The sequence below is a fragment of the Streptomyces chrestomyceticus JCM 4735 genome, from assembly GCF_003865135.1.
GTDB lineage: Bacteria > Actinomycetota > Actinomycetes > Streptomycetales > Streptomycetaceae > Streptomyces > Streptomyces chrestomyceticus.
Genome location: NZ_BHZC01000001.1, coordinates 6,720,966 through 6,732,631, shown reverse-complemented (window position 1 = coordinate 6,732,631; position 11,666 = coordinate 6,720,966). Strand labels below are relative to the sequence as shown.

Sequence of the window (11,666 nt, the reverse complement as noted above, 5' to 3'; positions counted from 1 at the left end):
GATGACGGCACTTCCCCGGACGGACGCGGGTACGGACACGGGCGCGAGTGCAGGTACGGGCGCGGGCGCAGGTACGGGCGCGGGCGCGCACTCCGGCGCGGACCGGGGCGCCGGCGCGGCCCCCTCACCACCCCCACGCCGCTTCCCCCGCACCACCCTCCTGACCACCGGCCTCACCCTCGCCCTCCTGGCCGGCTGTCTGCTCTCCGCCGGGCTCGGCGCGTACCGCATCCCGCTCGGCGACGTCCTCGGCTCGCTGCTGCACCATCTGCACCTCGGCGGCGCGGAGCTGGACCGGGTCGGCGAGAGCGTGCTGTGGAACGTGCGGCTGCCGCGCGTCGTGCTGGCCCTGCTCGTCGGGTCGTCGCTCGGCTGCGCGGGCGCCCTGATGCAGGGCGTGTTCGGCAATCCGCTCGCCGAGCCGGGCGTCATCGGCATCTCGTCGGGCGCGGCGGTCGGCGCCGTCGGCGCGATCGCGCTGGGCCTCGGTTTCCTGGGCGTGTGGACGGTCCCGGCCTGCGCGTTCGCCACCGGTCTGCTGACCGTCCTGATCGTCTACGCGCTGTCCCGCTCGGGCGGCCGTACCGAGGTCGTCACGCTGATCCTCACCGGTATCGCGGTGAACGCCTTCGCGGGCGCGCTGATCGGCCTGTTCCTCTTCTCCGCCGACAACGCGCAGGTCTCCCAGATCACCTTCTGGCAGCTCGGCTCGCTGTCCGGGGCCGTCTGGCCCAAGGTGCTGGCGGTCCTGCCGTGCGCCGTCGCCGGGCTGGCCGTCGCCCCTTTCTACGCCCGCAAGCTCGACCTGCTGGCGCTCGGCGAACGCCCCGCCCGGCACCTCGGTGTCGACGTGGAGCGGCTGCGCCTCGTGCTGATCCTGGTCGTCGCGCTGCTCACCGCGGCGGCCGTGGCGGTGGCCGGTGTCATCACCTTCGTCGGTCTGCTCGTGCCGCATCTGCTGCGGATGGCGGCCGGTCCCGGGCACCGCTTCCTGATTCCGGGCAGCGCCCTGGGCGGCGCGCTGGTGCTGGTCGTCGCCGACCTCGCCGCCCGCACCGTCGCCCAGCCCGCGGAGCTGCCGCTGGGTGTCCTGACCGCGCTGTTCGGCAGCCCGTTCTTCTTCTGGCTGCTGCGCAGGACCCGTCGCAAGCAAGGGGGCTGGGCATGAGCCGCGGCCGGATTCGGGTGCTCGGTACGTGGTTCGGCGGGCGCCCCAGGACGCTCCCCGCACCCGTCGCCCCGGGTACGGCGTACGCGCGGGCCGACGGTCTCGGCGTACGGCTGGGCAACCGTACGGTGTTGGACGGCATCGGCCTGGAGGTGACCACCGGCCAGGTGCTGGCCCTCGTCGGACCGAACGGCGCGGGCAAGTCCACGCTGCTCGCCGCGCTCGCCGCCGACCTGCCCGCCACCACCGGCGAGGTACGGATCGACGGCCGCCCGGCCACCGCCTGGACCGCGCCCGAACTCGCGCTGCGCCGGGCCGTCCTGCCGCAGGCCGCCGCCCTGTCCTTCCCGTTCACGGTGGCGGACGTCGTACGGATGGGCCGCGCGCCCTGGGCGGGCACTCCACGGGAGGACGAGGACGAGGCGGCCGTCGCGGAGGCGATGGCGGCGACCGAGGTGACCGGCTTCGCCGGCCGTCCGTTCGCCGCGCTGTCCGGCGGCGAACGGGCCCGCGTCGCACTCGCCCGTGTCCTGGCGCAGCGCGCCCCGCTGCTGCTGCTCGACGAGCCGACCGCCGCGCTGGACCTGCGCCACCAGGAACTGGTGCTGCGAATCTGCCGTGAACGGGCTGCGGCCGGAGCCGCGGTAGCGGTGGTCCTGCACGACCTGGGGCTGGCCGCCGCGTACGCGGACCGGGCGGCGCTGCTGCACGGCGGGCGGATCGCCGCGCAGGGCCCGCCCGGCGAGGTCTTCGGCGCGGGGCTGCTGAGCCGGGTCTACCGGCAGCCGGTCGAGGTGATCGGGCACCCGCGCACCGGCGTTCCCCTGGTCATGCCTTTGCGTGACGCCTGACCCGGGCCGTGTCCTGACCCGGCCCCTGTTCCGGCACGGCCGTGTCCGGGCACGGCCGTTGCGTCCCGTAATGGCCGGTGGGGCCGGGCGTCCGCCAGGTCACGGTGCGGACGCTGTTGCCGGTCCCCGCGCCCGCCCGCTCCCCCGCCCCCGGTAGGGTTGCGCCGAATCTCGCCACCCCGGCGGCCGCCCAGGCCGCCCCGGCCCCGGTCGCCCCGAAGGAGCCCGAGTCCCATGACACGCAGGTCGCCGTTCCGGGTGCCCGTAGCGCTGACCGCCGCGAGCGCGGCGCTGCTGACGCTGAGCGGGTGCATGACCGTGCACGGCGAACGGGAGCTGCTGCCGGCGGTGTCGAAGGACGAGGCCGCCACGGCGCTCCAGCAGTTCGTCGACGGCTTCAACACGTCCAACACCAAGCTGGACCCGAAGGTGAACCCGACCTACGAGACGGACTCGCTGCTCGCCGTCGACCAGGCGCTCACCAAGGCGGGGCAGGCGATCAGCCCGCAGGGCAACCCCAAGTTCCCGCCGCTGAAGCTGACCAGCCCGACGTTCACCGTGCCGAAGCAGGCGGGCTGGCCGAAGGTGTTCCTGGCGGACGCGGTGAGCAATCGCAACAACACGCGGTGGTTCCTGGTGTTCACCCGGGACGCGGTCGGCGCGAAGTGGAAGGCCAGCTATCTGTCCTCGCTGGCCGACCAGGAGATCCCGCAGTTCAAGACGGACCGGGACGGCTTCGCCGAGGTGGTGCCGGCCGACGCGGAGAACTCCGGGCTGAAGATCGCGCCGGGCAAGCTGGGCGCGGCGTACGCGGCGTACCTGAACACCGGCAAGGGCGACACCTTCGCCCCGGGACCGCACACCGACCGGTGGCGGGCGCTGCGCGAGCGGCAGGGGCGGCAGCCCGGCGCCCGTATCCAGTACGAGGACCAGGCGTCCTCGTACGCGCCGGTCGCGCTGCGCACCAAGGACGGCGGGGCGCTGGTCTTCTTCTCGACCTATTACCACCAGCAGAAGACGGTCTCCGCGGGGTCGCGGATCAGCATCGGCCCGGAGCTGAAGGGGATCATGGACGGTCCGGCGAAGCCGTCCAGCCGGATGACCTTCACGACCCTGTCGGAGCAGGTGGTGAAGGTTCCGGCGGCGGGCGCGGCCGGGCAGGTCGGTGTCCTGCACCGGCTGGAGGCGAAGACCTCCGCCAAGTCGCTGTAGGCGGAACGCACGGCCTACGGGCGCACGGCGTACGGGACGCCGGCCGCGGGACGGGCCTCAGCGGCCGATCGGCCAGGCGGCTGCTTCGTGGTCGTGGTCGGGCTGCTGGTCCGCGTACGCGGCGCAGGCGTCGGTGAGCGACTCCAGCAGCGTCAGCGGGTCCGGCACCGGCCGCTCGGGGCCGCGCAGCCAGGACACCGCGGGCTGGTCACCGGGGAGGCGGGAGGGCGGCAGGAGGACGTAGCTGCCGCGGCAGTGCCAGCGCAGGCCCGGATGCTCGTCCATGGTCTCCGGATGGCAGTCCAGCTCGCAGGGCCACCACTCGTCCTCGTCGTCCGGGGTGCCCCGGGTGGCGGTGAAGAACAGCATCCGGCCCTGCCCGAGCGCCGCGCCGCTCAGCGCGACCGGGCCGACCTCGATGCCGGCCGCCTCCAGCCGCTCCAGGGCGCTGCGGCCCGCCTCGGCGGGGACGTCCAGCACGTCGTGGGCGATGCCGGTGGCGGTGATGAAATTGGCCTGCGGATAGGCGCGCGCCCAGGCGGCGACCTTCTCGCGGTCGGTGCTGGCGACGGTCTGCCAGCCGAAGGAGACGGGGTGCCGGCCGGGCGTGGGACAGCCGATGCGCTCGCAGGAACAGCCGTAGCCGGAGGGGTGGGCGGCGGGGGCGAGCGGGAAACCCGCGTCGGCGACCGCCAGCAGCAGGTCCTCGCGGCCTTGTGCGGCCGCCGATCCCGTGTCCGTATCGCCGCCGTCCGAACCGCTCCTCGGCCGGCGAAGCCACTGGGAGAACCTGCTCTTGCGTTCCATCTATCCCCTCACTTCGAGCGGTGGTCTGGGATCAATGCTGCCACCATCCTCCTCTTCGGGTGACCGGAGTACGGATCCGGGGGGACCGGAGAACGGGCGAATCCCACCAATACGGTCGGTTTCCACCCCACTTCGTTCACTTTCCTTTACCTTTCACGCCCCCTGGGCGATCCCGGCACCTCATCCCGGAGTGCGGGCCGCCCGCGGGCGGGCCGGCGCGGGCGCGGATCAGGCGGAGGCGCGCGGCCGCAGCCCGGCGAGCACCATGTCGACCAGCGTGTCCACGTACGCGTACGTCAGCTCGCCGGTGCGCATCAGCCAGCGCTGGGAGAACGGGCTCAGCACCATCTCGGCCGCCACCCGTACGTCCACGTCCGGCCCGATCTCGCCCGCCTCCTGGGCGGCCCGCATCCGGTTCACGTACACCGCGATCCCGGGCTCCAGCAGCCGCTCGACGAAGCGCGCCGACAGCTCCGCGTCGTTCGCGCCGGCCGCCGCGAGGGCGCGGTAGGGGGCCTGCCACTTCTCGTCGTTGAATTCGTCGGCGGTGGCCCGCAGGACGAACTTGAGGTCGGCGGCGAGGTCGCCGGTGTCCGGCAGCCCGGCCTCGTACCCCTCGACGTCCTGGGTGAAGGCGTCCAGCAGGACGGCGGCCTTGGAGGGCCACCAGCGGTAGATCGTCTGCTTGCCGACACCGGCGCGGGAGGCGATGCCCTCGATCGTGAGCTTGTCGTAGCCGACCTCCCCGACGAGGGAGAGGGCCGCGTCGAAGATGGCGCGGCGGGAGCGTTCGCTGCGGCGGGAGGCGTCGGGCGCCGTCTTGTTGGCCATGCCCGGAGTCTACCGACAGGTGAGGCGAGACGTATCGTCTTGACAAGACGGAGCGTCTCGCCCAGACTCGACAACGAGCGAGACGAACCGTCTCGTTTTATCGGCGGACGAAGGAGACGACCCCATGAGCAAGGGAAGCGCGGGCAACATGCTCGGCGTCGGCGGCACCCGCAGCAAGCTCTCCCGCGGCGCGCTGCGCGGCGGCCGGGGCGGCAACGGCGTGGGCGGCGGCACCGACCCGATGGCGCAGCGGCGCGCGCTGCTGCGCAGGCTCCAGGAACAGCGCGGCGCCGGAGAAACCCGTCAGGGGTGAAAACCACCCGATCGGCTCACTGCGCAACGGCTCCTCACGGTGGACCATTTGAGCGCGTACCCACCTCGTACGCCTCCGCGTCCCACCACCGTGAGGAGCCTTCCTTGCGTACAGCCCGACGCAGCGCCCGGATCCGGCGCTACCTGATGTGCCCGCCGGCCCACTTCAAGGTCAGCTACTCCATCAACCCCTGGATGGACCCGGACAAACCCGTCGATCTGCCGCTGGCGCTGGCCCAGTGGGAGGTGCTGCGCGACCGCTACCGCGCGCTCGGCCACACCGTCGAGGAGCTGCGGCCCCGCCCCGACCTGCCGGACATGGTCTACACCGCGAACGGCGCCACCGTCGTGGACGGCCGGGTGCTCGGCGCGCGGTTCGCCTTCGAGGAGCGCCGCGGCGAGGCCGCCGTGCACGCCGCGTGGTTCCGGGAGCACGGCTTCACCGAGGTCCGCGAGCCGGAGAACGTCAACGAGGCGGAGGGCGACTTCGCGGTCACCGCGTCCTGGCTGCTGGCCGGGCGCGGCTTCCGCAGCAGCCCGCTGTCGCACGCCGAGGCGCAGGAGTACTTCGGCCGCCCGGTGATCGGCCTGGACCTGGTCGACCCGCGCTACTACCACCTCGACATGGCCCTGTGCGTGCTGGACGACGCGACGGACTCCGAGGTCATGTACTACCCGGGCGCCTTCTCGGCGGGCAGCCGGGCCGTGCTGGCCCGGCTCTTCCCGGACGCCCTGATCGCCACGCACGCGGACGCGGAGGCGTGCGGGCTGAACGCGGTCAGCGACGGGCGGCACGTCCTGCTGCCGCAGGCCGCGGTGGGGCTCTTCGCGCCGCTGCGCGAGCGCGGGTACGAGCCCATCGGCCTGGACCTGACCGAACTGCTCAAGGGCGGCGGCAGCGTCAAGTGCTGCACGCAGGAGCTACGGCCGGCCTGACGCCCGGGCCGCCCGTCAGGCCGGCCGCTCCCAGGCGTCGCCCCATTCAGCGTCCCGGCCCGCCTTGTAGCGGTCGCCGTGCCGCTTGGTGACCGTGTCGCGCCGCAGCCCCTCCTCCGTGCACAGGTCCAGCAGGACCTGCCCCTTGCGGAGCTGGGGCTTGCGGACGATCCGCGCCGGGGCGGGGACGGCCGCCGCGCCGTCCACCGCGTCCGGCCGCACCGCCGCGACATAGCTGAACTTCTCGTCCTCGTACGGCAGCGAGCCGCCCTTGACCTGGCGGTGCAGCGAGGAGCGGGTCACCCGGGCGGCCATGTGGCACCAGTCCTCGCCCGGCACGATCGGGCACATCCCGCTGTGCGGGCAGGGCGCGACGACCCGCAGACCGGCGTCGGTCAACTGCTCACGGGCCTCGCGGATGCGCAGGTAGCCGTCCGGGGTGCCGGGTTCGATCAGTACGGCGGCCCGTGCGCCGGCCGCCGCCGTGACGACCGCGCGGCGGTCCTCCGGGCGCAGCTCGCCGAGCACGTACGAGACGGTGACCAGGTCCGTGCCCTCCGGGACCGTCATGCCCGCGCCGATGACCCGGCGCTGCCAGTCGGTGTCCGGCAGGACGCCGTCGGCCAGCTCGCGGCCCAGCTCCAGCGCCGGTTCGGCCCAGTCGTACACGGTCGTGCGGTGGCCGTCCCAGGTGGCCGCGACCGCCCAGGTCGCAGCGCCGGTGCCGCCGCCGATGTCCACGTGGGAGGCGGGTGCCCAGTCCGGCAGCCGTGCCGCGAAGGCGTCCAGCGCGTGCCGTACGGCCTCGAAGGTCGCGGGCATCCGGTAGGCGGCGTACGCGGCGACATCCGCGCGGTCCCTGAGGACCGGGGCGTCGGTCGGTGTCCGGCCCCGGTAGTTGGCGATCAGCCGGTCGACGGCCCGCGCGGCCTGCGTGGGCGGCAGGCCGTCGAGCAGGCCGGCCAGTGCGGCGCGCAGTTCGTCGTGCATTCCGGCCATTTTACGGGGCTTCGGCGGTCGCCCGGACCCGTCTCACGGCGGGCCGGTACGCCCCGGACCGGCCGGGAGCCGCCCCGGGCCGCCCCGTCCGGCGCCCGGCGGTCCGCCGCCGGCCCGTACCGCCCGCGCCAGCCGGGTCGCGGCGGCCGCCCGCGGCGCGCTGCCCGCCTCGCGCCGCCGCGGGTGGACGGTGTTGGCCAGCAGCACCAGGAACGTGTCGGTCGCCCGGTCCAGCACCAGGCTCGTGCCGGTGAACCCGGTGTGCCCGGCCGCGCCACGCCCCGCCAGCTCGCCCATGAAGTACGGCTGGTCCACGCCGAAGCCGAGGCCCGGCGGGTCCAGCAGCAGCGCCACCGACTCCGCGCTGAGGATGCGCTCCCGGCCGTACGCGCCACCGCAGAGCAGCGTCCGGCACAGCACCGCCAGATCCTGCGCCGTCGAGAACAGGCCCGCGTGCCCGGCGACGCCGCCCAGCGCCCACGCGTTCTCGTCGTGCACCGCGCCGCGCACCATGCCCCGGTCGGCCTTGGCCCACGGCCGCCGCTGGTCCTCGGTCGCGGCCACGCCCGCCGGGGCCAGCGGCCCGTACGCCGTGCTGGACATGCCCAGCGGGCCGGTGATCCCGCGCGCCACGAGGGCGTCGAGGCGCAGGCCGGTGAGCCGTTCCAGGATGAGCTGGAGGGCGATGAGGTTGAGGTCGGAGTAGCGGTACGTGCTGCCGGGCGGCGTGGCGGGCGCCGCCGCTTCCTCCCACAGCAGCTCCAGTTGGGCCGCGCGCCCCCGGCGCTCGTAGAACGGCAGCTCCGGGCGCAGGCCCGAGGTGTGGGTGAGCAGGCCGCGGACGGTGATGCCGGCGGCGAAGCCGGGCAGCCAGCGGCCGGCCGCGGCGTCCAGGTCCAGCCGGCCCCGCTCGGCCTGCTGGACCGCCACGATCGCGGTGCACAGCTTGGTCAGCGAGGCCAGGTCGAAGACGGTGCCGACGCGCATCGGCTCCCGGTGCTCCCGGGGCAGCTCCACCCCCCGGTCGCCCTCGGGGTCGTACCCCGCGTAGCGCAGCGCCCAGCCCGCCGCCTCCTCGGCGGCGACCACCGGGCCGCGCCCGGCGAGCACCACGGCACCCGCGCACCAGGGCGCGGGCCCCTCGGTCGCCTCCCGCACCCCGTGGACCAGGCGCCGCATCCAGGCGGGGTCCAGCCCCGCGGCGGCGGGGGTGCCGTGTCGCAGTCCGGTCGCGTTCAGAGTTTGGTCCTCTCGCCGGTCCCGGTGGCGGTCTCCTCCCTACGCTGCCACGGGCGGCACATTCCCAGGAAGCTCAGCAGCGCCAGTACGCCGCAGGAGAGCTGGACCACGGCCATCGGTACGGCGGTGTGCTCGCCCGCGATGCCGACCAGCGGCGAGGCGACGGAGCCGAGCAGGAAGGTGGAGGTGCCCAGCAGCGCCGAGGCGGAGCCCGCCGCGTGCCCCGAGCGCAGCAGCGCCTTGGTGTTGGCCGACGGCATGACCAGGCCCATCGCGGACATCAGGACGAACAGTCCGGCGGCCATCGGCCACAGCCCGACGTCGCCGAAGACACCGCCGGCCATCAGCAGCAGCACGGTCGCGGCGGCCGTGATCAGGCCCAGCCCGATGCCCAGCACCACGTCCAGGCTGACCCGTCCGACCAGCACCTTGCCGTTGATCTGGCCGACCAGGACCAGCCCCACGGAGTTGACGCCGAACAGCAGGCTGAAGGTCTGCGGGGAGGCGCCGTAGATCTCCTGGATCACGAACGGCGAGGCCGAGATGTACGCGAACAGCGCGGCGAAGGCGAACGCGCCGACGATCAGGTAGCCGGAGAAGGCGCGGTCGGCGAGCAGGCCGCGCATGGTGTGCAGGGCCTCGCCGAGGCCGCCGGAGTGCCGCCGCTCGGGCGGCAGCGTCTCATGCAGACGGCGCCAGACCAGCAGGGTGAGCAGCACGCCGACGACGGTGAGCACGACGAAGACGCCGCGCCAGTCGGTGACCTGGAGGATCTGCCCGCCGATCAGCGGCGCGACGACGGGGGCGACGCCGGAGATCAGCATCAGGGTGGAGAAGAACCGGGCCATCGCCACGCCGTCGTACAGGTCGCGCACCACGGCCCGCGCGATGACGATGCCGGCCGCGCCCGCCAGGCCCTGGAGCAGGCGGAAGGCGATGAGCAGCTCGGCGTTGGTGGCCAGGGCGCACAGCGCGGTGGCGATCACGTAGATCACCATGCCGGCGAGCAGCGGCCGGCGGCGGCCCCACTTGTCGCTCATCGGGCCGACGACCATCTGCCCCAGGGCCATGCCCGCGAGGCAAGTGGTCAGGGTGAGCTGGACGGTGGCGGCCGGGCTGTGCAGCGCTTCGGTGACCTCCGGCAGGGCCGGCAGGTACATGTCCATGGAGAGCGGGGGCACCGCGGTCAGGCCACCGAGGACGAGGGTGACCAGCAGGCTGGTACGGCGGGACGCGGCGGGCGGCGCCGCCACGTCCCGCTCGGCTATCGGAACGCTGTCCTGGGGCTCCGTCGTACCGGTGCCGGGGTCCGTCATGAGTGTCTCCATGGATGATTGATGGCTTGACCATGGTGTCATGCACGGAACGGGCCCCCGCGCCCTTTCGGACAGGACCTTGGGCGGGGGGCCAGGGTCCTAGGACCCGGATCGGGCCGCCGGTGGTACGGAGATCAGTGGGCCCCGGGCCGTATCAGCGCCCCCGATGATATCAGGGGCCCAGGCGGTACGGACCTCAGGCCGGCTTCAGCCCCGGATCGCCCGCCTCGGACACGAACGACCCGGCCGTGATCACCGGCGCCCCGGGCTTCGTCACCTTCGCCACCGTACGGAAGTCGGCCCGCGCCTTCTCCCGATCCAGCGTGACGGTCACATAGCCGCGCCGGCCGTTGTAGAACTTCATGTGCGGGTTGGCCGCCATGTAGGTGCCCCAGTTGGCCGGCTTGTCCGCCCCGTCCTCGCCGCTGGCGATCGAGGTGGTCACGAACTCCACGCCCGCGGTCCGCGACTTCTCGTCCCGGAAGTCCCGCTTGATGTCGAACGCGTAGTGCACGTGCACGTCGCCGGTCAGCACGACGAGATTGTCCACGCCCGCCGCCTCCGCGCCCTTCAGCACCCGCTCCCGGGAGGCCTGATAGCCGTCCCAGGAGTCCATGCTGAGCTTGTAGCCGGGGCCGGTGGCGTTGCGCCGCTCGGCGAAGGTGACCTGCTGCGGCAGTACGTTCCACAGCGCCGAGGAGGAGCGCCAGCCGTCGACGAGCCAGCGTTCCTGCTTCGCGCCGGTCAGGGTGCGCCTGGGGTCGGTGGACTCGGGGCCCGGGGTACGCCAGCCGTCGCCGTACGCCTGGTCGGAGCGGTACTGGCGGGTGTCCAGCACGTCGAACTGAGCGAGCTGCCCGAAGTGCACGCGGCGGTAGAGCTGGGCGTCCGGCCCGTTGGGGCGCTGCGGGCGGCGCAGCGGCTGGTTCTCCCAGTACGCGCGGTAGGCCGCGGCCCGGCGCAGCAGGAACTCGCCCTTGGGGGCGTTGTTCTCGCTGATGTCGTCCGCGTAGTTGTTCTCGACCTCGTGGTCGTCCCAGGTGACGATGAACGGGTGCGCGGCGTGCGCGGCCTGGAGGTCGGGGTCGGACTTGTAGAGCGCGTACCGCAGCCGGTAGTCCTCCAGCGTCACCGTCTCGCGGTTGAAGCGCGCGGGCAGCTTGCGGTCGGTGTACTTGCGGGCGCCGCCGACGGCGTCCACCGGGTACTCATACAGGTAGTCGCCGAGGTGGAAGACCACGTCCAGGTCCTCCTTGGCCAGGTGCCGGTGGGCCGTGTAGTAGCCGTCGTGGTACGCCTGGCAGGAGACGACGCCCAGCCGCAGCTCGTTGTTCTTCGCGCCGCGCGCGGGGGCGGTACGGGTGCGGCCGACCGGGCTGATCCAGTTCCCGGCCCGGAAGCGGTAGTAGTAGACGCGGTCCGGGGCGAGGCCGGTGGCCTCGATGTGCACCGCGTGGTTGAACTCCGGGTGCGCCTCGGCCCGCCCGCGCCCCGCCAGCCGCCGGAACTTCTCGTCGTACCCGACCTCCCAGCGCACCGTCACGCGGGCCTTGGGCATGCCGCTGCCCGGCTCGTACGGCTTCGGGGCGAGCCGGGTCCACAGCACTACGGAGCCGGGCAGCGGGTCGCCGGAGGCCACCCCGAGCGTGAAGGGGTTCTCGGTGATCTTGCGGGCGTCGGCCTCGGCCGCGGCGTACGCGACGCCGGTGCCCGGCAGGTTGGCCGCGAAGGCCAGCGCCGCGGCGGCCCCGGTACCGGTGAGGAAGCGGCGCCGGGCGAGCTGTGCGGCGGCGGCCCGCAGCTCCTGCGTGTGCGGGGCGCCCTGGGGCTCCTGCTCGGGCCGCGCGTCCTGCTCGTACTGACCTTGACGGGCCATCTGCCCCTCCCTGGACTGGTGTTGTCACCAGCGATTGGAGGGGCGAACGAGGGCGTTCCGCTGTCGCCGGTTCGAAGCACACATGACAACCGGATGATGTCTGCGCCCGTATCGGACGC

The 11,666-nt window shown here is 73.7% G+C and carries 10 protein-coding genes and 1 pseudogene; 5 read left to right on the top strand and 6 right to left on the bottom strand.

Annotated features, from left to right (window positions below):
* Nucleotide 1: 1 nt before the first annotated feature.
* The 3 genes from EJG53_RS29495 (at nt 2) to EJG53_RS29480 (ending at nt 3,231) form a co-directional block, all read left to right on the top strand.
* Nucleotides 2–1,168 carry a FecCD family ABC transporter permease gene (locus tag EJG53_RS29495; protein WP_125047430.1) on the top strand — a complete coding sequence of 389 codons (1,167 nt, stop codon included), beginning with the start codon at nt 2–4 and terminating at the stop codon, nt 1,166–1,168.
* Nucleotides 1,165–2,019 (top strand): heme ABC transporter ATP-binding protein, encoded by an 855-nt coding sequence (locus EJG53_RS29490; RefSeq protein ID WP_125047429.1) that lies wholly within the window; start codon nt 1,165–1,167, stop codon nt 2,017–2,019. The genes EJG53_RS29495 and EJG53_RS29490 overlap by 4 nt, the downstream gene beginning before the upstream one ends.
* Nucleotides 2,020–2,253: 234 nt before the next feature.
* The gene (locus EJG53_RS29480; protein ID WP_241267708.1) at nt 2,254–3,231 is read left to right on the top strand and encodes an SCO2278 family lipoprotein; all 978 of its coding nucleotides are present in this window, start codon (nt 2,254–2,256) and stop codon (nt 3,229–3,231) included.
* Nucleotides 3,232–3,288: 57 nt separating this feature from the next.
* Here EJG53_RS29480 and EJG53_RS29475 read toward each other — a convergent pair whose 3' ends face one another.
* Together EJG53_RS29475 and EJG53_RS29470 are read right to left on the bottom strand one after the other, a co-directional pair.
* Nucleotides 3,289–4,038 carry a bifunctional DNA primase/polymerase gene (locus tag EJG53_RS29475; RefSeq protein ID WP_125047428.1) on the bottom strand — a complete coding sequence of 250 codons (750 nt, stop codon included), beginning with the start codon at nt 4,036–4,038 and terminating at the stop codon, nt 3,289–3,291.
* A 228-nt stretch (nt 4,039–4,266) separates the two neighbouring features.
* Nucleotides 4,267–4,869, bottom strand: a complete 603-nt coding sequence (locus EJG53_RS29470) for a TetR/AcrR family transcriptional regulator (RefSeq protein ID WP_125047427.1) — start codon at nt 4,867–4,869, stop codon at nt 4,267–4,269.
* Nucleotides 4,870–4,993: 124 nt separating this feature from the next.
* Here EJG53_RS29470 and EJG53_RS29465 point away from each other — a divergent pair, with 124 nt between their 5' ends.
* Both EJG53_RS29465 and ddaH read left to right on the top strand, forming a co-directional pair.
* Complete coding sequence (locus tag EJG53_RS29465; protein ID WP_030019783.1) at nt 4,994–5,182, top strand: DUF6243 family protein; 189 nt, start codon at nt 4,994–4,996, stop codon at nt 5,180–5,182.
* 83 nt (nt 5,183–5,265) lie between these two features.
* Nucleotides 5,266–6,117 (top strand): annotated as a pseudogene (ddaH, locus tag EJG53_RS29460) (dimethylargininase); the annotation flags it as partial.
* Nucleotides 6,118–6,132: 15 nt separating this feature from the next.
* Here ddaH and EJG53_RS29455 read toward each other — a convergent pair.
* The 4 genes from EJG53_RS29455 to EJG53_RS29440 form a co-directional block, all read right to left on the bottom strand.
* On the bottom strand, nt 6,133–7,107 hold the full coding sequence (locus EJG53_RS29455) for a small ribosomal subunit Rsm22 family protein (RefSeq protein ID WP_125047426.1): 975 nt from the start codon (nt 7,105–7,107) through the stop codon (nt 6,133–6,135).
* A gap of 42 nt (nt 7,108–7,149) precedes the next feature.
* Nucleotides 7,150–8,295 carry a serine hydrolase domain-containing protein gene (locus EJG53_RS29450; RefSeq protein WP_244955395.1) on the bottom strand — a complete coding sequence of 382 codons (1,146 nt, stop codon included), beginning with the start codon at nt 8,293–8,295 and terminating at the stop codon, nt 7,150–7,152.
* 56 nt (nt 8,296–8,351) lie between these two features.
* The gene (locus EJG53_RS29445) at nt 8,352–9,671 is read right to left on the bottom strand and encodes a multidrug effflux MFS transporter (RefSeq protein WP_125047425.1); all 1,320 of its coding nucleotides are present in this window, start codon (nt 9,669–9,671) and stop codon (nt 8,352–8,354) included.
* A 196-nt stretch (nt 9,672–9,867) separates the two neighbouring features.
* Nucleotides 9,868–11,547, bottom strand: a complete 1,680-nt coding sequence (locus EJG53_RS29440) for an alkaline phosphatase D family protein (protein ID WP_244955394.1) — start codon at nt 11,545–11,547, stop codon at nt 9,868–9,870.
* Nucleotides 11,548–11,666 lie beyond the last annotated feature (119 nt).